22 protein-coding genes are annotated in these 19,620 nt (G+C 63.1%); 9 read left to right on the plus strand and 13 right to left on the minus strand.

Annotated features, from left to right (window positions below; genetic code table 11):
• Positions 1-4 precede the first annotated feature (4 nt).
• Positions 5-1,201, minus strand: a complete 1,197-nt coding sequence (locus BLT71_RS11465) for a type III polyketide synthase (RefSeq protein WP_091720301.1) — start codon at positions 1,199-1,201, stop codon at positions 5-7.
• Positions 1,202-1,422: 221 nt separating this feature from the next.
• On the opposite strand from BLT71_RS11465, the gene BLT71_RS11470 reads away from it, so the two are divergent.
• Positions 1,423-1,689: a hypothetical protein gene (locus tag BLT71_RS11470; RefSeq protein WP_043471910.1), complete on the plus strand. Its 267-nt coding sequence runs from the start codon at positions 1,423-1,425 to the stop codon at positions 1,687-1,689.
• Between the two features lie 6 nt (positions 1,690-1,695).
• Here the strand turns inward: BLT71_RS11470 and BLT71_RS11475 are convergent, their stop codons facing one another.
• From BLT71_RS11475 to BLT71_RS20590, 5 genes are all read right to left on the minus strand, one after another.
• Complete coding sequence (locus BLT71_RS11475; protein WP_231994275.1) at positions 1,696-2,763, minus strand: Fis family transcriptional regulator; 1,068 nt, start codon at positions 2,761-2,763, stop codon at positions 1,696-1,698.
• Positions 2,764-3,143: 380 nt separating this feature from the next.
• Complete coding sequence (locus BLT71_RS11480; protein WP_014923526.1) at positions 3,144-3,497, minus strand: helix-turn-helix domain-containing protein; 354 nt, start codon at positions 3,495-3,497, stop codon at positions 3,144-3,146.
• The gene (locus BLT71_RS11485) at positions 3,490-4,620 is read right to left on the minus strand and encodes a tyrosine-type recombinase/integrase (RefSeq protein ID WP_091720307.1); all 1,131 of its coding nucleotides are present in this window, start codon (positions 4,618-4,620) and stop codon (positions 3,490-3,492) included. Before BLT71_RS11485 ends, BLT71_RS11480 begins: the two co-directional genes overlap by 8 nt.
• Before the next feature lie 288 nt (positions 4,621-4,908).
• Positions 4,909-5,730: a hypothetical protein gene (locus tag BLT71_RS11490; RefSeq protein WP_091720309.1), complete on the minus strand. Its 822-nt coding sequence runs from the start codon at positions 5,728-5,730 to the stop codon at positions 4,909-4,911.
• Positions 5,731-5,742: 12 nt separating this feature from the next.
• Complete coding sequence (locus tag BLT71_RS20590; protein WP_172829960.1) at positions 5,743-5,892, minus strand: hypothetical protein; 150 nt, start codon at positions 5,890-5,892, stop codon at positions 5,743-5,745.
• A 281-nt stretch (positions 5,893-6,173) separates the two neighbouring features.
• Between BLT71_RS20590 and BLT71_RS20400 the strand changes: the two genes are divergently transcribed.
• The 3 genes from BLT71_RS20400 (at position 6,174) to BLT71_RS11500 (ending at position 7,310) form a co-directional block, all read left to right on the plus strand.
• Positions 6,174-6,446, plus strand: coding sequence for a hypothetical protein (locus tag BLT71_RS20400; RefSeq protein ID WP_157693462.1), 273 nt, complete (start codon positions 6,174-6,176; stop codon positions 6,444-6,446).
• Positions 6,447-6,508: 62 nt separating this feature from the next.
• Positions 6,509-6,904 (plus strand): DUF3054 domain-containing protein, encoded by a 396-nt coding sequence (locus BLT71_RS11495; protein WP_172829961.1) that lies wholly within the window; start codon positions 6,509-6,511, stop codon positions 6,902-6,904.
• Positions 6,905-7,028: 124 nt separating this feature from the next.
• Positions 7,029-7,310, plus strand: a complete 282-nt coding sequence (locus BLT71_RS11500; protein WP_045731394.1) for an Lrp/AsnC family transcriptional regulator — start codon at positions 7,029-7,031, stop codon at positions 7,308-7,310.
• 15 nt (positions 7,311-7,325) lie between these two features.
• On the opposite strand, the gene trpD is transcribed toward BLT71_RS11500, so the two are convergent.
• Positions 7,326-8,381, minus strand: a complete 1,056-nt coding sequence (gene trpD / locus BLT71_RS11505) for an anthranilate phosphoribosyltransferase (protein WP_091720314.1) — start codon at positions 8,379-8,381, stop codon at positions 7,326-7,328.
• 148 nt (positions 8,382-8,529) lie between these two features.
• Between trpD and ctaE the strand changes: the two genes are divergently transcribed.
• The 4 genes from ctaE (at position 8,530) to qcrB (ending at position 12,860) form a co-directional block, all read left to right on the plus strand.
• Positions 8,530-9,168 (plus strand): aa3-type cytochrome oxidase subunit III, encoded by a 639-nt coding sequence (ctaE, locus tag BLT71_RS11510; RefSeq protein WP_172829962.1) that lies wholly within the window; start codon positions 8,530-8,532, stop codon positions 9,166-9,168.
• Positions 9,169-9,254: 86 nt separating this feature from the next.
• On the plus strand, positions 9,255-10,043 hold the full coding sequence (gene qcrC / locus BLT71_RS11515) for a cytochrome bc1 complex diheme cytochrome c subunit (protein ID WP_091720317.1): 789 nt from the start codon (positions 9,255-9,257) through the stop codon (positions 10,041-10,043).
• A gap of 98 nt (positions 10,044-10,141) precedes the next feature.
• Positions 10,142-11,212, plus strand: coding sequence for a cytochrome bc1 complex Rieske iron-sulfur subunit (gene qcrA / locus BLT71_RS11520; RefSeq protein WP_091720320.1), 1,071 nt, complete (start codon positions 10,142-10,144; stop codon positions 11,210-11,212).
• Complete coding sequence (gene qcrB / locus BLT71_RS11525; RefSeq protein ID WP_091720322.1) at positions 11,190-12,860, plus strand: cytochrome bc1 complex cytochrome b subunit; 1,671 nt, start codon at positions 11,190-11,192, stop codon at positions 12,858-12,860. Before qcrA ends, qcrB begins: the two co-directional genes overlap by 23 nt.
• 125 nt (positions 12,861-12,985) lie before the next feature.
• On the opposite strand, the gene BLT71_RS11530 is transcribed toward qcrB, so the two are convergent.
• Positions 12,986-13,756 carry a GntR family transcriptional regulator gene (locus tag BLT71_RS11530; protein WP_091720325.1) on the minus strand — a complete coding sequence of 257 codons (771 nt, stop codon included), beginning with the start codon at positions 13,754-13,756 and terminating at the stop codon, positions 12,986-12,988.
• Between the two features lie 169 nt (positions 13,757-13,925).
• Here BLT71_RS11530 and BLT71_RS11535 point away from each other — a divergent pair, with 169 nt between their 5' ends.
• Positions 13,926-14,237, plus strand: coding sequence for an HPr family phosphocarrier protein (locus BLT71_RS11535; RefSeq protein WP_091720328.1), 312 nt, complete (start codon positions 13,926-13,928; stop codon positions 14,235-14,237).
• A gap of 123 nt (positions 14,238-14,360) precedes the next feature.
• Here BLT71_RS11535 and BLT71_RS11540 read toward each other — a convergent pair whose 3' ends face one another.
• From BLT71_RS11540 to BLT71_RS11560, 5 genes are all read right to left on the minus strand, one after another.
• Entirely contained in the window at positions 14,361-14,762 is a 402-nt protein-coding gene (locus tag BLT71_RS11540) for a cytochrome c oxidase subunit 4 (RefSeq protein WP_056079276.1), read from the minus strand.
• Complete coding sequence (ctaD, locus tag BLT71_RS11545; RefSeq protein WP_091720331.1) at positions 14,759-16,486, minus strand: aa3-type cytochrome oxidase subunit I; 1,728 nt, start codon at positions 16,484-16,486, stop codon at positions 14,759-14,761. The genes BLT71_RS11540 and ctaD overlap by 4 nt, the downstream gene beginning before the upstream one ends.
• A 10-nt stretch (positions 16,487-16,496) precedes the next feature.
• The gene (gene ctaC, locus BLT71_RS11550; RefSeq protein WP_015937147.1) at positions 16,497-17,369 is read right to left on the minus strand and encodes an aa3-type cytochrome oxidase subunit II; all 873 of its coding nucleotides are present in this window, start codon (positions 17,367-17,369) and stop codon (positions 16,497-16,499) included.
• A gap of 187 nt (positions 17,370-17,556) precedes the next feature.
• Entirely contained in the window at positions 17,557-17,943 is a 387-nt protein-coding gene (locus BLT71_RS11555) for a HesB/IscA family protein (RefSeq protein ID WP_015937148.1), read from the minus strand.
• Between the two features lie 192 nt (positions 17,944-18,135).
• Positions 18,136-19,590 carry a dipeptidase gene (locus BLT71_RS11560; RefSeq protein WP_197676716.1) on the minus strand — a complete coding sequence of 485 codons (1,455 nt, stop codon included), beginning with the start codon at positions 19,588-19,590 and terminating at the stop codon, positions 18,136-18,138.
• Between the last annotated feature and the right edge of the window lie 30 nt (positions 19,591-19,620).

Here is a 19,620-nt window from a genome sequence, read left to right on the forward strand (position 1 = left end):
CGGGTCAGGCCACCGGGATTTCCTGCAGCAGCTGATCCTGCCCCGCCTCTGCGGTGTTTTCCGCCCCCGGCGCCTGCCGCAGCTTGGTCAGGAGCGCTGTTTCCACCGTCAGGCCGGGGCCGAACGCCATCGAACAGATCCGTTCGTCTCCCGGCTGGCTGTCCTGTTCGAGGATGTGCCGGAGGACAAACAGCACCGTGGCGCTGCTCATGTTCCCGTAGTTGCGCAGGACTTCACGGGCGGGGACCAGCTGCTCGTCGGTGAGGCCCAACCGGGTCTGGACCTTGTCAAGGATGCTGCGGCCGCCCGGGTGGATGGCCCAGTGCCTGATGCCGGTGTAGGGGAGTGCTTCGAGGTGGGGCTCGCGGGCCAGCAGCGGCTGCAGGGCGCCCACGATGTGATCGTCGATGATGTGCGGGACGTAGTTGCCCAGCACCATTTCGAAGCCGTGGTCGCCGATGTTCCAGGCCATGGAGTCCTCGCCAACCGGCGTCAGCACCGTTTCGAAGTGGTCGAGCTGCAGCAGGGCGGTTTCTTCCGCCGCCGGGTTGGCCGTGACGATGGCGGCCGCGGCTCCGTCGGCAAACAGCGCCGATCCCATGATGGTGTCCGGGTCATTGGACGTCCGGACGTGCAGGGAGCACAGTTCAGCACAGACCACGAGGACGACGGCGTTTGGGTCGGCTTCGCAGAACAGTTTGGCCGCGCGGAGGGCCGGGAAGGCCGCGTAACAGCCCATGAAGCCGAGGTGGTAGCGCTGCACCGACGGGTCGAGGCCCAGCTCACGGACGATCTTGTAGTCAGGCCCGGGGTTGAAAAAGCCGGTGCAGGAGACAGTCACCAGGTGAGTTATGTCAAGTAAATCGAGATCCGGGCAGGCTTTGACTGCGGCAGCGGACGCCTGCACAAACAACTTGGTGGCTTCCCGGGCGAAGATGTCGTTGCGGACCTTCGTGCTGGGATTCAGGAGAAGCCCCGAGTCCGGGTCATAGAACTGTGGATCTTCAGAGCGGAATGCGTTGGTGAGCTCGTCAACGGCCGTGAACCTGGTCTCAATGGCAGCGGAATCGAAACAAGTGCTCACCAGCCGTGAACCGAGCCTGCTGAGTCCCGGTTGCGCTGCGAAAACGTCACGCGCCTCCGCCTGGATCAGCTTTGTTGCCGGAACTGCAGTTTCAAGTGAACGCACGTAGACCGTCATTGACCCATTCTTAACGAGCCCATCCGCAAAGACAATGGCTCAGCGGTCTGACCTGCGGAATCGCCGCTCCTGCCCCTCTCCAAGCAGGTTAGTGGACTGGCAGCGGGACGTGTTGATGTGGGACGAGTTGCTGTTCTAATCAGCTCGAAATCGCTTAGGCTCGGGCAATGAGTAGACCTGCGGATTCCCCAAAATTCGCCCGTGCCCGGGTTGCAAAGGTCATGGAAGTGCTGATCTTCGTGTGTTGGGGGGTCATTGCCGTCAGTTTTGTCGCCGTCACCCTAGCCGGGCATATGCGACCTCTGTCTTTGGTGACACTTGCTGGCGCGATGGCTTGTCTGGCGGGGATCCTTTTCGTTCTCTTCTCGAGCTGGAAAAAGTGGGCGCATGACACCAGCTACTCCCTCTCAGGCAAAGGACTTGGCCTCATTTTTGCATTGGTGGGTGTAAGCCTGTTGTTCGTCGTGTTGACGGTGGTCCTGCAATAGATGGGGTCATCGGTGAAGCGTCGAGATGTATTGCGCATAGTTTGCTGATGAGGCGAGGGCGTGGCGATCTATCGTGGTCGGGGAGTAGCCGAGGGCTTCGGCGATGATGGCCACTGGGGCGAGTTTGGTGAGTTCGTGGAGGGTTCCTAGTCTGGCCGCCCTGCTGCTGAACGAAGCGCTGAGCTGCTCCGTGAGGGTTGAGGCCTGGAGGTGCTGGCCGGGTAAGCCTCCTCGGAATACCCAGTTGCTGTTGGGGTGCGCTGCTGTCTGATGGTGGGTTGGGGTGGCTGCGAGTTCTCGCCAGGGTTCATCGAGCGGTGGCGTAAGTGCGATTTCGACGGTTCCGAGCGTGATGGTGACGAGTTCCTCTGTCACGGTGACGTTGTCCCAGGTTAGTTGGACGATGTCTGAGACTTGTTGGCCGAAGACCAGGATGAGGATGGCTGCGGCGCGGTGTCGAGGGTTCATGTCGGTCGTGTGGCTGAGATTGGTAACGAGTTCGGTCTGGGCGGCGGCGTCGAGCCGCGGGCTGGTGCCGCGGCGGTGAGGCTGCAGTTTCAGGGACGGGTCGATGAGGTTGGTCTTGATTGCCCAGTCAAGAAAGCGTGAAGCGATGCCTCGTGTCGTGGGGCCTTCTGCCTGCCATCGGTCCAGGTGCGCCTGGTTCAATTGCGCGAGTTCGGCGCCTTGATCGGTGAGCCAGTTCAGCAGTTCGATAGCGACGGTGACTGCCTGTTTGGCCCGCAGGAACGTTCCTCGGGTGACTGCGTCCATCTGGTTCATGCGGCGCTGGTGGTGCCAGCGGATATAGCGACGGGTGATGTCGCGGTGGCGCGGGTTGGTGATCCGGTCGAGGGCCTGCTCGGCCCAGTCGCTGAACCTAGTGCTGAGTTCATCGCGGCGCGGCAGCGCGTTGTGTTCGACCAGTAGGCCGCGGACGTATTCGCGGGTGCGCGATGCCGGTAGTTCGTCGAGGCGGGCGTGGGTGATCACAGGTTCGGCAGCGAGTTGTTGGAGGAACTCGGCGACGTGTGGCTGCTGGATCCAGGTGAGGCCGCTGTTAGCGCGTTTCATGGACTTCAGAGCGGTGGCGACTGCCTGGAGTTCGGCCGGAGGGCGGCTGGTTTTCCGGCGGGTTGAGGATCCGGTCAACGGTCATGGCAAGGATGCATGACCAGCATCGGTTGCCTGAGTGGAGTTCGTCTTCTTTGCCGCATCCGGCGCAGTCGATGTTGAGGCGGACGCCGGAGCATTTCCGGCATGCCGGCCGGGTGTCGACGCGGCCAGGCAGTACCCCTTCGTGGCCGCAGGCGCAGGTGCCGCGGGTTCTTTTGGCTTGCTGGTAGCAGTAGCCGCAGATTCCGCCGTCGGGCCAACGGACCGCGATTTTGTGGTGTTCGGCGCAGCGGGCGCAGGCTTCCGGGCATTTTTTGGGATCGCTGGCTTTGCGGGGCCTAGTCATCTTCGTCCGGTGGCAGTACCCGGATCCGTCGGGCGATCGGCGCCCCGGGTGTGATGCCCAGGTCTTCTGGCCGTTTTGGGGCGTTGGCAGTCTTGGCGGCGCGCATCTGCACGTAGGGTTCAAAAAGGTCGTTGGGCGTGCATTCGAGGATGTCGCAGAGTGCTGCGAAGGTCTGGGCGGGAATGCGTTCGGGTGTTCCGGTGACCAGACGGTGGACCTGGGCGTTGGAGAGGTTGATGCCCCGGGCTTTGAGCAGGGGAAGCAGCTCGGTGGTCTTCCAGAGGTTTCGTTGGGCCATCAGCTGCCGGAGGTTCCAGCGGTAGCCGATCCGTCGCTGTTCAGCCATGGCTGTTCCCCTCGCCGTCGCCCTTGCGTAGCCGCTGAGCGATCATTTTCTGGATGGTCTTCTGTTTGAAGTCCGCCGACACGGAAGTATAGAGGGCCGTGGTGGAGGAGTAGCTGTGCCCGACCTGCTGCTGGATAAACAGGGGGTCGTAGCCGGCCTCGATCAGATGCGTCACGTACGAGTGCCTCAGCGTGTGCAGGGTCAGTTCTTCCGGGAGCCCGGCGATTTGCCGCACCCGCTGGAACGAACGGTCGAAGTTGCGGTGAACAGTCGAGCCGGAGCGCTCCGATGGCCACAGGCTGGCGGACCGGTCAGCGGTAGGGAATCTTTTGCGGCCGTCAGAGGAGAGCCAGTACTCAAGGAGCCCCACCACCCAGTCGAATTCCGGGACGGTGAGCACGGTCCGGCGGCGGGGCCCTGAACCCTTGGTGCCCTTTGCCCAGCGCACCTGCAGCGCTCCGAAGCGGCCGAACTGTTCAACGTGCGGGTTGGGGCCGAAATCGACGTACTCAAGCATCACCAGTTCACGCCGGCGCAGCCCGTAGGCATAGGCGACCTTGAACGCCGTCGAGTCCCTCAGTGCCGGCAGCCAGCGCTTTGAACCCTTGGCGAACTCGGTGTCGACCAGGTCGTCGGCGGCGTCAAAGAACGACTGCAGTTCGGTCCGTGTGAACGCCCGGCGGCGTGCCGGCACGGCATCGTCCGTCGTATGCCGGGGAGAGTTCCACTCGAAGACCACCTGCACCGGTATGTCGGCGAAGACCCGTTCGCAGAATGACGCCCAGCCGTAGCGTCCGTCCGTCAGGTAGGAGCAGAATGCCCTGATGGCTCCGGAATTAGCCCTTAGGGTTGTCAACGCGAGTCCTTTATCAGAACTGCGCCGGTCCGCCAGGAACTCGTCCACGTGATGCGCCGACCACGTCCACGGATACTCGTTGGCGTGCTCCTGGAACAGTTGGACCGTCCCGCACGAGCTCTTGATGTAAGACGTCGACAGGCCGCGTGCCAGCATCTGCGCACGCCAGCCATCCAGCATCGCCTCGAAAACGCGATCCTCGGCCCGCAGCAGCCCGACATTCACGTTGGTCAGAAAGGCAGGAATCCGCCCAGGTTCGATGCTCACTCACCAAACTGTACGCAAAAATCTCTCATTTAATGAGAGATTACGTTGCTAGCCCGCGCCGCCACGTACAGCCACCGGTTCATGCCACTCGGCTTCGAACTCTCACTGCAACCGTTTGACCTGTATGAACACCCAAAAGCAACGTGGGACGGGTTCTCTCATCTACTTCTACTCGTCCCACTCAAACGCCGATAATCTACATTATGTAAAGTAACTGTAATCAGCCGCGCTGGAAGGGGCGGTCACCCGCTCCCCTTACCCTGTGTGCGAGGCCTTTAGGCAGGCCCATCAGGCGGCGGCCTGTGGAAGCACCAGGAGGTATCCGGCGGGCAGCTGCGAACTCCATCGCCGGGGTTCCCTGACAACAAACTGGGTGGCGAGTTCCTCAGGCGTCAGCAGGCTGTTGGGTGCCGGTGACGGCCCCCATTGTTGGCTGCCGTAGGGATAGAGCGGGTCCAGGACATTGACTCCGGTAACACGGAAGTCCTGGAATTTCGCAGGATCGCCCATCGACTCAAAACCGCTCATCACCCATGCATGCCGGCCGCTCCACATCACCAGGCCCACCGGCTGGCCCGTTTCGGCGATCGCACGCGCCGCCGCCTGCAGGGCGGCCCCGTAGTCGGCGATGCTGACCACGCTGTAGGGACCCATCCCGGAAGCGGTGAGCACCTGCGCCCAGCCGTATGGGTTGGCACCGTTGAAGGAATCGGATGACCGTGCGCGGGCCAGTTCCCACAACTCCCCCTGCTGCGCACTGTCCGACCATGTTCCCCCACCTGTGTCGTCGATCAGGTTGTGGGCCATCTGGATGCTCGCCGCAACGCACCAGTCGAAGGTGTACTGCGGCACGAAGTCACCATCCCGGTACAGATTGATGGCATAGGCGCCGGGCTCAGGCGGCGGAGTGACAGCAGCGAGGGGCGCCGGTGCTGTGGTGGAAGCACTGGGCTGTGAGGCCTGCTCAGCAGTCCCGGCCGCCGGTTGTACGGTCGCCAGGGGCGAAGCGCCGCCGCCAGATGTATCAGTGCCGTTGACCGGGGTGCATGCCACAAGCAGGCTGGCCAAGGCTGCCAGCCATATGGTGTGACGGGGGCGCGCGCCGTTCATGACCGTTCCAGTCTAGCGCCGGACGCCTATGCCGGCCCCGACCACCGCCCCCAGGCCGAGTCCAAGCGCGAAGCCCAGGAAGGGGCTGTCAAAGAATGCCAGCCCGATGGCGATGCCCAATGCAGCGCCGAGCAGGCAGCAAATCCAGAGCGGCTTGTTCACGGTTCCTCCAACGCAGTCAATCGTCCAGCGGGCAGGCGTAGAACAGAATCTACTTCATCCAGCCAAACCTCCCCGAGACCGCCTTCGGACAGGTAGCCCGCGGCCGGCAAGTCGGGTACTGCCTACGGATGCCAAACGGCTTCCGGTGCGAATATCGTCGTTCCCCTAAGGCGCCCTCAATCCGGACCAGCCTGCCGGCAGAGCCTGGTGGCGGCGTCTCCAAAAGCCGCCTGCGCCTATGAAAATGGTGCCGGTGCAACTTCTTAGCGCCAGGACGTCCGATGCCGCAGTCCCCGTATCTCGAAGACCAGAACACACCACCGTTTGTACTCCCCCAGTCCCCCGGCCGCCGGACGCGGAGTGCACTGCGGGAAGAAGCGCTGACGCACGCACCGGGAAGGCCTGTGCTGATGCTCCGGCCGGCGCCGGTGAAAGTGCGGGCCGCGTTTGGCTCTGCCATCGCCTACACGGTCACGCACATCCTTGTTGAACAGGACGGCAACGGCCCGTACTACGTCCGGTGGGAACCTGGCTGGCTGGTCCACCGCCTCTGAGCCTGCTTCCGCGGCAGTTGCCGATGCGGGCAGCCTCGCGGCGGACAGATAGGCTCGAAACCATGAGTCTTTCAACATCCGGGCCTGCCCCCGGCCCCCGCGGCTTGGTCGTTGCCGCCGCCGTGGCGGACTTCGTCCTGATCCTGGTGTTCGCGGCGATAGGCCGCGACGCACACGCCCGGGACGGGATCATCACCGGCGTCTTCCTCACGGCGTGGCCCTTCCTCGCCGGGGCGGCCGCAGGCTGGCTCGCAACCCGCGCATGGCGCGCCCCCATGTCACTGCGCCGGGCCGGCACCGGAGCATGGCTGGGCAGCCTCATCGGCGGCATGTTGCTCAGGGCCCTCACTGGGCAGACCGTCGTGGTGCCTTTCGTCGTCGTCGCACTCCTCAGCCTTGGCGTGCTCCTCATGGGGTACCGGGCGCTGTACCGCATCATCCGGCGCCGCCGCAGCTGAGCACCGGCGCTCCCCCGGCCCAACGCGTTGGGTCCGGCCGGGGCGGGCACTGATGTAATAGGCTGGCAGGACCAAGAAACGCGCCGGTCAACGCCGCGGCGCAACAGATCCGGAGGGTTTCAACGTGATCACCGCATTCGTCCTGATCAAAACGGACGCTTCCCGCATTCCCGAGACGGCCGAGGAGATCTCAGCGATCGAAGGCATCAGCGAGGTGTACTCCGTCACCGGCGAGTGGGACCTGATCGCCGTCGCCAGGGTTTCCCGGCATGAGGATCTTGCGGACGTCATTGCCGACCGGCTTTCGAAAGTCCCGGCAGTGGTCCACACCACCACCCACATAGCCTTCCGGGCCTACTCCCAGCATGACCTTGACGCGGCTTTTTCGTTGGGGTTTGAACAGTAGGCGAGGCAACTGCCCCTACGAGGCAGTGAGTGAGACCCACTTATCAAGCACTGCCGCCGCGGATCCGCTTTCAATGGACGCAGCCGCCCGGGCGTAGGCACCGCGCATCCTGTCCAGGAATGTTCCCTCGGCTGAAAGATCGAAGGCCACCAGGCCGGCGGCAGCATTAAGCAGGACTGCGTCCCGCGCCGGGCCCTCCTTGCCCGCCAGGACTTCGCGGACAACCACCGCGTTCGCCTTCGCGTCGCCGCCACGGAGCTCTTCCACGGTAGCCGGGCTGATGCCGAGGTCCCGGGGCGAGAATTCCAATGCATCGACGCTGCCGTTACGGATCTCCCACACCGTGGAAGGGCCGGTGGTGGTGAGCTCATCAAGGCCGTCGTTACCGCGGAACACCAGGCCCCTGCTCCCCCGCCGTGCCAGGACACCGGCCACCAGGGGCGCCATCCGGGCGTTTGCGACGCCGACGGCTGATGCCTGGACCTTGGCCGGGTTGGTCAGCGGGCCGAGGAAGTTGAAGGCAGTGGGGATCGCGAGTTCTTTCCTCGGCACGGCGGTATGGCGGAACGAGGGATGGAATACCTGGGCAAAGCAAAAGGTGATTCCCGCCTCTTCTGCGTTCCTGGCGACGCGGTCGATGGACAGGTCCAGCCGCACGCCGAGTGCCTCCAGCACGTCGGCAGAGCCGGACGACGACGACGCGGCCCGGTTGCCGTGCTTCACCACCCGGGCACCGGCGCCGGCCGCGACCAGCGCCGCCATCGTGGAGATGTTGACGGTGTTCAGCTGGTCACCGCCGGTACCGACGATGTCGAGTTTCTCCCCTGAGATGGTGATGGGTTTGGCGTGTGCGAGCATGGCGTCCACCAGGCCAGACAGCTCCTCGACCGTCTCCCCCTTGCCACTGAGTGCGACGAGGAAGCCGGCGATCTGCGCAGGAGTGGCTTCTCCGGACATGATGGTGTCCATGGCCCAGGACGTGTTGTCCGCGGTGAGGTCACGCCCGCTGATCAGTGCTGAGATCAGTCGGGGCCAGGTGTTGCCGGACGCTGGGGAAGCCTGTGAAGTCACCTGCTGATGCTATCGAGGGATGGCGGCGGCTGACCAATATGAACCGGTGCGGGAACTTTTCCGCGCGATTTCGCGTCTTTGTAGAAAAAGTCCTCCGAAAAGGCGGTTTGCGTTGGGCAGCACGGACTTTTACAGACATAATGTCTATGTGACATCTGCGACCCATGCCCCCAGTACCCCGGCGCACCCCACGCTGAACCGCCCCAATATGGTTTCTGTCGGAACCGTTGTGTGGCTGTCCAGCGAGTTGATGTTCTTCGCCGGTCTCTTCGCCATGTACTTCACACTGCGCTCCACGAGTGCTCAGATGTGGGCGGACGAGACAGCCAAGCTCAACTTCCCCTTTGCGCTCGTTAACACCATCGTCCTCGTGGCAAGTTCCTTTACTTGCCAGATGGGCGTCTTCGCCGCCGAACGGCTCCAGCCGCGCCGCACCGGAGGGGTGTTCTCGTTCTCCCGTTGGGGCATGAACGAATGGTTCACCCTGACGTTCATCATGGGTGCGTTTTTCGTCGCGGGCCAGACCACCGAGTACGCGATGCTGGTTTCCGAGCACGTCTCGCTTTCCTCCAACGCCTACGGCTCCGCTTTCTACATGACCACTGGCTTCCACGGCCTGCACGTCATCGGCGGCCTCGTTGCCTTCCTGCTCATCATGGGCCGGTCGTTCGCCGCGAAGAAGTTCGGTCACTTCGAAGCCACCTCGGCGATTGTCACCTCTTACTACTGGCACTTCGTTGACGTCGTGTGGATCGGCCTCTTCTTGGTCATCTACGTACTCAAGTAACCAGTTTTGAAACTTTTTCTACACGAGGCAGAATTTCAGGTCGCGGCTCCACAAGCCGTCGCAGGAACGAATAAAGGAACCACCACGTGAAGGCACTCTCACAAAAGCGGCGTCACCCACTGGCAGCAATAGCGCTGCTCCTGATGGGGCTACTCCTTACGGGTGGGCTGTACGCTGTGGCAACCACCGTCAACGAGGCCAAGGCTTCCACCACCACCTACAGTGCCAACGACACTGAAGAAGGCGGCAAGCTCTTCGCGGCGAACTGCGCCACGTGCCACGGCATGGGTGCCAGCGGCACCGCTGACGGCCCTTCACTGGTGGGCGTTGGCGCCGCTGCTGTTGACTTCCAGGTGGGCACCGGCCGCATGCCGATGCAGATGAACGGACCGCAGGCCCTCAAGAAGCCCGCCCAGTTCAACGACGAGCAAACCCACCAGCTTTCAGCCTATGTCGCTTCCCTGGGCGCCGGCCCTGCAGTTCCTGAAGAGGACCTGGTGAACGGCGGCGGTGACGCAGCCGCCGGCGGTGAGCTGTTCCGCACCAACTGCGCCATGTGCCACAACGCCGCCGCTGCCGGTGGTGCCCTGACCCGTGGCAAGTTCGCACCGGCCCTCGCCGATGTTTCGGGTAAGCACATCTACGAAGCAATGGCGACCGGTCCGCAGAACATGCCGGTCTTCAGTGACTCGAACATCACCCCTGAAGGCAAGAAGGACATCATCACGTTCCTGAAGCAGATCGAAAGCACCGGTTCCCCGGGCGGAGCCGACCTCGGCTCGCTGGGTCCTGTTGCTGAAGGCCTCTTCGTTTGGGTTGCAGGCCTGGGCGTCATCATTGCCTTCACCATCTGGCTGACGTCCCGCACATCCTGACGCGGTCCCCGCACCAAACTTTCTGCTGCAAAGTCCAGCAGGTTGATATTAGAAACTAACCCGGCAGCCGCCGGGACGAGAGAAGGATGAGGCGAATTATGGGCAACCATAGTGACGGCAGTCCGAACCACTCGGGCACCGTAGCTACGGCTGGTCAGAATGAGGTGGAGAAGTTCCAGGATCCTGGAATTCCCCCGCATCGTTTGCGCCTGGCTGACACGGATCCGAAGGCCGCAAAGCGGGCAGAACGGCAGGTCGCCTTACTATTTGGCATCTCTGTCGTTGGAACCCTGATCTTCCTGGTGGCGTACTTCGCCATCGACCTTGGCGAGGATTCCAACATCGCAACCATCCGGTTGCAGAATGCGCTCCTTGGTGTCGGCACGGCATTCGCCATGCTCGGTATCGGTACCGGCATCGTCCACTGGGCCAAGGCCCTGATGCCGGACCACGAAGTATCGGAAGAGCGCCACGCTATCCGCTACGAAGAGGACCGCCAGGCTGCAGTCCGCATCGTTGACGACATTGTGGAAGAGACCGGCATCAAGCGCCGCCCCCTGATCCGCAACACCCTCCTCGGCGCCGTGGCCCTCGCTCCGCTGCCCGCAGTGGCAATATTCGGCGATCTGGGCCCCCGGCCCGATAACAAGCTTGCCCACACCATGTGGGCACCGCAGGACGGCAAGCTCAAGCGCCTGGCCCGCGACCCCGACGGCACGCCGATCAAGGCGGCGGACGTCACCATCGGTTCGGCCTTCCACGTCATTCCCGAAGGCCTGAACGAACTCCACGAGGGCAAGCTCAACGAGAAGGCCAAGGCCGTTGTGCTGCTCATGCGCCTGGACCCGGCATCGCTGCATCCCTCTGAAGGCCGCGAGAACTGGGGATACAACGGCATCGTTGCGTACTCCAAGATCTGCACCCACGTTGGCTGCCCCGTTGCTCTTTACGAGCAGCAGACGCACCACCTGCTGTGCCCGTGCCACCAGTCCACCTTTGACCTCACTCAAGAGTGCAAGGTGATCTTCGGACCGGCCAGCCGCCCTCTCCCCCAGCTGCCCATCGCAGTTGATGACGAAGGCTACCTCGTCGCCACCAGCGACTTCCATGAACCTGTAGGACCGAGTTACTGGGAGCGTGATATGCATGAGCGCAGCAACAACAGCTGAGCCCGCTTTCGTCGCCAAAACCAAGGCAGGCCGGGTTACCGACTTCGTCGATTCCCGAGTTGGCGGTTCCGGAATCCTTCGGGAGTTCGGCCGAAAAGTCTTCCCCGACCACTGGTCCTTCATGTTCGGCGAGGTTGCTCTCTACTCGTTCGTAATCCTGCTGCTTTCGGGTACGTTCCTGACGTTCTTCTTCGACCCGTCCATGGCGGAGACCCACTACGACGGATCGTATGTGCCCCTCAAGGGCGTCGAAATGTCAGTGGCCTACAGCTCGTCGCTGAACATCTCCTTCGATATCCGTGGCGGCCTGTTCATGCGCCAGGTCCACCACTGGGCAGCCCTGCTGTTCGTGGCATCCATCGCCGTGCACATGCTCCGGGTGTTCTTCACCGGCGCATTCCGCCGTCCGCGTGAAATGAACTGGGTTGTGGGCTGCGTCCTGCTCATCTTGGCCATGGCTGCCGGCTTCACCGGCTACTCACTTCCTGACGACCTGCTCTCGGGCAACGGCCTGCGCATCATTGACGGCGTCATCAAGTCCATCCCGGTAGTTGGTACCTACATCTCCTTCTTCCTGTTCGGTGGAGAGTTCCCGGGAACGGCAATCATCAGCCGCCTCTACATGCTGCACATCCTGCTGGTGCCGGCGCTGATCCTCCTGATGATCGTGCTCCACCTCTTCATGGTTGTGGTTCACAAGCACACCCAGTACCCCGGCCCGGGCCGCAACGACAACAACGTTGTCGGCTACCCCCTTGGCCCCGTGTACGCAGCCAAGGCCGGCGGCTTCTTCTTCATCGTCTTCGGTGTCCTGGCACTGATGGCAGCGTTCTTCACCATCAACCCGATCTGGAACTACGGTCCCTACGATCCGTCCCCCGTTTCCGCCGGTACCCAGCCTGACTGGTATATCGGATTCGTGGACGGCGCGCTGCGCCTGATGCCCGGCACCTTTGGTGACTGGCACGTGGAGCAGACCTGGCTGGGCTTTGTCTTCACGTTCAATGTGCTGCTTCCCGCCCTGGTACCCGCCGGCATCCTGTTCACGGTGATGTTCACCTACCCGTGGATCGAACGCTGGATCACCAAGGACAACCGCGAACACCACGTCCTGGACCGTCCCCGCAACGCCCCTACACGTACCGGCATTGGTGTTGCAGGTTTCATCTGGTACTGCGTCATGTGGGCGGCCGCCGGCTCTGACCTCATTGCCACGCACTTCCACGTGTCCCTCAACGACGTCACCTACTGGCTTCGTGCCCTGTTCTTCATCGGCCCGATCATCGGATTCATCGTTGCCAAGCGCGTCGCTCTTGCGCTCCAGCGCAAGGACCGCGAGATTGCACTTCACGGCCGGGAAACCGGACGCATCGTGCGCCTGCCCCACGGTGAGTTCATCGAGGTTCACGCTCCGCTCGATGAGTACAAGCGCTACAAGCTCGTCGGTTTCGAGTCTCCTGAGGTTCTCCCCGCCGTGCCGAACGAGCATGGTGTGGTGACCGGCAACGAGAAGCGCCGCGCCTTCCTCTCCAAGTGGTTCTTTGAGGACCGCGTAGCTCCGGCTACACCCGCAGAGCTTGAAGCAGCCCATGGCCACGGCCACGCGGCAGTGGAAGCCTCTGAGGAAGCCAAGAGCCTGTCCCACTAGGTTCACCCAGACACCAAACTGAGCAGGGCCCGGTCCAAATTGGACCGGGCCCTGCTCTGTTTAGTTTCACGTCCAGGTGGCCGCAGCACCGGGACTTGGTGGGGCCAGTCCCCTGCGCGGCCCGCCTAGAGGTTACGCGCCCGACGTGCCCCGGGGCGCTGCAGGGGCACCCAGAGCTTGTAGCGGTCTGCGCGGTAGTAGGAAACGGAGTAGTCCACCATGGAGCGGGCCACAAAGGCGTGCCGTTGGATCTTCAACAGCGGTGATCCCACTTCCACGTTGAGCAGGCGCGCCGTGGACGGGGACGCTGCGGTCGCCTCGATCATGTCCTCACCCCACTCCATGACCAGGCCGAACTGTTCGCTCAGGACGTTGTACAAGGAAGTGGGCGGCTCGCCGTCGAGGAGGCCCGGGACGCGGTGGGCGGGGATGAAGTTCTCATCCACGCTCATTGGCTCCCCGTCCGCCAGCAGGAGCCTGCGGAAACGCACCAGCGGAGTGCCCTCGTCCAGCTGCAGTTCGCGGGCGAGGAACGCGCTGGCACCGATCTGCTCGAAGCTGAGGACCTTAGCCGCGGGCACCATGCCACGGCGCTGCATTTCCTCGCTGTAGGAGGTGAGCTTGACCTGGAGGTCAAGCTTTGGACGGCGGACAAAGGTACCCAGGCCAACAACGCGTTCGATGACTTCCTCGCCTACCAGTGCATCGATGGCTTGGCGGACTGTCATCCGGGCAAGACCGAAGCGTTCGGCCAAGTCGCGTTCTGAAGGCAGTGCCGAACCCGGTGGGCATGCCTCCGCGATGTAGGCGCGCAGGATCTCCCGCAATTGAATGTAGATGGCGATACCGCTGGTGCGGTCTATGTCGCCCTTGATGGTCTTGGCTGCAGCCGCCATGAGTCCGCCTTTTCCTGCTTGACGCCACCTCTAATCGTAGGTCAGGTCTAGACCAGCTGTGTTCCCGCAGCTGATTTCGTGGAGGCAGCGCCGGGCCGCCGGATATATATTTGGGCAGGAAGATTTACGCGACAGACGGACGGGTCCGTCAAGACGAAGGAGTCCCCCTTTGCCATCACACAAGGCCATGGTCACGGCTTCTGTAGGCCTTCATGCAAGGCCAGCGGCCGACTTTGTCCGGGCCGTCATGGACACGGGCCTTCCCGTGGTCATTGCCAAGGACGGCAACCCGGGCGTCGATGCGCGGTCGCTGCTTCAGGTGATGGCTGCCGATTTCCAGCACGGCTGCACAGTGGAGCTCACGGTCCGCGAGACAGCCTTGGATGGGCCTGGAAGCGCGGAAAATGCCGCGGGGGTCCTCCAGTTCCTCGGGGACCTCCTCGCGGCGCAGGGAGCCCTCCAGCCCGCCGCTCGGCACTAGCCCGGCACCAGGCCGAACCAGCCCCGGAACCAGCCTGATTCAGTCCCGAACAAACTGGCCCAGACACAACGACGCCGGCCCCCACCAAAAGGTGGGGGCCGGCGTCGTTATTAAGTGTGTTGCCTAGTGGGCGTGGTCCCCACGGCTGTATTCGTATACCCAGCCAACAAGCGCTACGACCGCAAGGCCGGCAGCAATGAAGACAATCCAGAACCCAACAGCCAGGCCGAGGAACCCGGTGGCGCAAGCCAGGCCGAGGACCAGGGGCCACCAGCTCCAGGGGCTGAAGTGCCCCTGCTCGCCGGCGCCTTCGTGGATCTCAGCGTCGCTGCGGTCCTCGGGGCGCATGCCCACGCGCTTGGCGGTGAAGCCAAGGTACGCGCCGATCATGCCGGCCAGTCCGCCTACGAGCAGGACACCGAGGGTGCCGACCCACTCGTTCCAGTGCGTCAGGAACCCGTACACGATGGAGACAGGGATGAAGAAGAAGACTCCCGATCCAAAGATCCAAGATTCGATTTTCACTGTGCGGTGTCCTTCTGGTCGGCGTTGCCGAGAACGCTGGCCGCAGGTGCCGGCGAATCGACGGTGTGGACCTGGCGCAGTTCAGGGTGGTGCAGGTCCAGGGCGGGGCGCTCCGAACGGATCCGGGGCAGCGAGGTGAAGTTGTGGCGCGGCGGCGGGCAGGACGTGGCCCATTCGAGGGAGGCACCGAAGCCCCAAGGGTCATCAACCTGCACCCTTTCGGCCTTCCGCCACGTGATGTAGACGTTCCAGAAGAACGGAATCAGCGAGGCGCCGAGGACGAAGGACGCCACAGTCGAGAACTGGTTCATCCAGGTGAAGTTATCTTCCACCAGGTAGTCGGCGTAGCGGCGGGGCATGCCCTCGACACCGAGCCAGTGCTGGATGAGGAACGTGCCGTGGAAGCCCAGGAACAGGAGCCAGAAGTGGATCTTGCCGAGGCGCTCGTTGAGCATCTTTCCGGTCCACTTGGGCCACCAGAAGTAGAAGCCGGCGAACATGGCGAACACCACGGTTCCGAAGACCACGTAGTGGAAGTGCGCCACCACGAAGTAGGAGTCCGAGACGTGGAAGTCGAGCGGAGGCGAGGCCAGGATGATGCCGGTGAGGCCACCGAAGAGGAACGTCACGAGGAACCCGATACTCCAGAGCATGGGGGTTTCAAACGTGATGGAACCGCGCCACATGGTGCCGATCCAGTTGAAGAACTTCACGCCGGTCGGAACAGCGATGAGCATCGTCATGAAGGCGAAGAACGGCAGCAGCACCGAGCCGGTGACGTACATGTGGTGGGCCCACACCGTCACGGACAGTGCGGCGATGGCGATCGTGGCGTAAACGAGGCCCTTGTAGCCGAAGATCGGCTTGCGGCTGAACACCGGGAAGATCTCAGACACGATGCCGAAGAACGGCAGCGCGATGATGTACACCTCGGGGTGGCCGAAGAACCAGAACAGGTGCTGCCAGAGGACGGCACCGCCGTTTTCGGGATCGAAGATGTGTGCACCAAACCTGCGGTCGGCGCCCAGGGCGAACAGTGCGGCGGCCAGCGGGGGGAACGCCATCAGGACCAGGATGGCCGTGATCAGGGTGTTCCAGGTGAAGATCGGCATGCGCCACATGGTCATGCCCGGGGCGCGCATGCAGATGATGGTGGTGATGAAGTTGACCGCACCGAGGATGGTTCCGAAGCCGGAGAGCGCCAGGCCGAAGACCCACAGGTCACCGCCGATGCCGGGGCTGAATGTGGTGTTCGACAGTGGTGCGTAGGCGAACCAGCCGAAAGATGCCGCACCCTGCGGGGTGATGAAGCCGGACACCGCAATGGTGGAACCGAAGAGGAAGAACCAGAAGGCCAGGGCGTTCAGACGCGGGAATGCGACGTCGGGGGCGCCGATCTGGAGCGGCATGATGACGTTGGCGAAGCCCGCGAACAGCGGGGTGGCGAACATCAGGAGCATGACCGTGCCGTGCATGGTGAACAGCTGGTTGTACTGTTCCTTCGTCTGCAGGATCTGCATGCCGGGCTCGAAGAGTTCGGCACGGATGAGCAGCGCCATGACGCCGCCGAGGCAGAAGAAGACGAACGAGGCGATCAGGTACATGTACCCGATGGTCTTGTGGTCAGTGGAGGTGATCCAGTTGACGACGATGCGTCCCTTGGATTTGGGTACCACCGGAGCCTGCAGGGCTCCTGTGGGTGCGGATTGAGTGTACGTAGCCACGTCGCTCCCCTTACTTAATTTCGTTCAGGTTAGGGTTGCGGTCGTACTCCACGCCCAGCAGCCCGGTGTTGCCGGCTGCCTTCAGCCCGTCCATGTGGGCCTGGAATTCAGATTCCGACACCACCTTGACGCGGAACAGCATTTCGGAGTGGTACTCGCCGCAGAGTTCGGCACACTTGCCGTCGTAGGTGCCCTCTTTAGTGGGGGTGAACCTGATGTAGTTGGTCTTTCCGGGGATCATGTCGCGCTTCTGCAGGAAGGCGGGAACCCAGAACGAGTGGATAACGTCGCGGGCGTTGAGCTCGAGGTCAACGGACTTGTTCACCGGCAAGTACAGCGTGGGGAGCTGTTCCTTGTCGATGGTGTTGCCGGTCAGGTGCGCCTGGACACCGGCTTCGTGGAGGTCTTCCTGGATGACGTCGCCGGACTTGTAGTTGAAGTCCCAGGCCCACTGCTTGCCGCGGACGTCAACTACGACGTCGGCCGGCTGGGAGCGGTCATCAATGGCCTGCTGGTCACGGTCGGTGAAGTAGAAGAACACCAGGACCATGAAGATCGGGATGGTCAGGTAGAAGACCTCAAGGGGAAGGTTGAAACTGGTCTGCCGGGGGAAACCAACGGTCCCCTTGCGGCGGCGGTACGCCACCAGGCACCAGATGATGAGGCCCCAGGTAATGGTGCCCACCACCAGCGCGGCAATCCATGAGTTGACCCAGAGGTCCATGATGCGGTCGGTGTTGCTGGTGGTGCCGCGTTCAGTCGGCAGCCACCCCTTCTCTACCTCTGGCGAACATCCGGTCAAAACCAACGCGCCGGCAATTGCCAAGCCAGTGATCGTTGTGATCGTTTTGCGTCGGCTGCCGGTTCGGTTCTGCGAACTCACAGACGGCCCTTCCTACTTGTTGCTGTTGTCCGGGCAGCCATCGGCGGCCCCGGGCACACTAAAAGTTTTACTACTCGGTGTAGAGCTTACCGCTCCCCCGGACGTTTCGCCCACATGTCGGCGCCGCGCCTCCCAGCCAATCTTGTTGGCAGGAGACACGGCGCAGGCATACGGCAAAATGACCGGCTTAGTGGAAGGAATCTCCACAGGCGCAGGAGCCACCGGCATTGGGGTTGTCGATGGTGAATCCCTGCTTGGAAATGGTGTCTTCGAAGTCGATGCTGGCGCCGCTGAGGTACGGAACGCTCATCTTGTCCACCACGACCTCGACACCGTCGTAATCACGTACGGCGTCGCCGTCGAGAATCCGCTCGTCGAAGTACAGCTGGTAGATCAGGCCGGAGCAGCCGCCGGGCTGCACGGCAACCCGAAGGCGCAAATCCGTGCGGCCTTCCTGTTCGAGAAGGCTGCGTACCTTGCCTGCGGCGACATCGGTCAGGTTGACCTCGTGGACCGGCAGTTCGCCGGATTCGCTGGTGGTTGCGGTGCTGTTCTCATTGGTTGCGGTGCTCATTGGCCTACCTTCTTGGGACGGGTCCTGGCGGCTCCGCTTCTGCGGTGCCTGCCCCTACGGATTGGGTATGGGCTATAGCTACATGCTACGTCGGACAGCCTTGTAGCTCTAACTCCTGACGTAACCATGAAAGGGCTCCCGTTGTTCCCTGGGCCGCTTGGCGGCGGGAGCCCTGCCCGACTGTCAGCGGAATCAGCCGGGCTGCACGTCCAGGCCCCCGCTGTTGAGGCGGGCAAGCATGAGCGCCTCGGCCAGGATTGCATGCCGGAAGTCGCCCAGGTGCAGTGATTCGTTGGCACTGTGCGCCCTCGAGTCCGGGTCCTCAACGCCCGTGACGAGGATCTGCACCTCCGGGTACAGCTCCAGCAGGTCTGCAATAAAGGGGATGGAACCGCCTATGCCCGTTTCGACGGCCGGGACGCCCCAGGCCTCCCCCAGGGCCCACATTGCCAGGCGGGCCGCCGGTGACGCCGTGTCCGTCTGGAAGGGATTGCCGCTCTCCCCCGGTGTGAAGATGACCTTCGCACCGAACGGCGCGTTGGCTTCAACATGGCGGCCCACAGCCTCCATGGCCGCGGCGGGATCCTGGCCCGGCGCGAGGCGGAGGCTGAACTTGGCACGGGCACGCGGCAGCAGCGTGTTTGAGGCGACGTCCACGGCTGGGGCGTCAAAGCCGATGATGGACAGTGCAGGCTTGGTCCACAGGCGCGAGGCAATGCTGCCCGTTCCGGCGAGACGAACGCCGTCGAGCACTGAAGCATCGGCACGGTAGTCGGCTTCCGGGAGGTCCACGGCAGCGTTGTCCGTGGCCACTAGCCCTTCGATCGCGACGTTGCCGTCGTCGTCATGGAGTGTGGCGATCAGCCGCGACAGGAGCGTGGGGGCATCCAGCACCGGGCCGCCGTACATACCGGAATGCACAGCGTGGTCGAGGACCTGCACTTCAATGGTGCCGTCAACGAGGCCACGCAGGCTGGTGGTCAGGGCAGGAACGCCCACTTTCCAGTTGCTGGAGTCCGCGACGACGATCACGTCGGCCCGCAACAACTCGCGGTTGGCCTCCAGGAAGGGCCGGAAGGTGGGCGATCCGGCTTCCTCTTCGCCTTCGAAGAAGAACGTCACGCCGAGTCCCAGCTCGCCTACAACTTCCGAGACGGCGGCGTAGGCGGCAATGTGGGCCATGATGCCGGCTTTGTCGTCAGCGGCGCCCCTGCCGTAGAGCCGGCCATCCTTTTCCACTGCGGTGAACGGTTGTGTTTCCCACAGGGCTTCGTCGCCGGGAGGCTGGACGTCATGGTGTGCGTACAGCAGGATGGTGGGCTTGCCGGGCGCCGCGGGACGGCGGGCGACGACGGCGGGTCCGCCGGGCGTGCCGTCCGGCTTGGGGCAGGTGAGGGTCTGCACTTCGTCCAGGCCGGCGTCACGAAGCAGTTCCGCCACCGCTTCGGCACTGCGTTCCAGCGGTGCCCGGTCAAAGCTGGGCCAGGCGATCCCGGGAATCGCCACAAGGTCTTTGAGGCGGCGCAGGGTTTGGTCGAAGGAACGGTCGACGGCGGCCCGGAGTTGGTCCGTCTGGCCGGTTGTCCCAGGGCCCGGGGATGAGGGGCCATGCGGATCGTACGGGGTTGCCATTGGCGAGGAAGTCATGGCCAAAACATTACTCCCGTCACATCTGTT

Origin of the sequence: Pseudarthrobacter equi (assembly GCF_900105535.1) — a bacterium.
Lineage (GTDB): Bacteria > Actinomycetota > Actinomycetes > Actinomycetales > Micrococcaceae > Arthrobacter > Arthrobacter equi.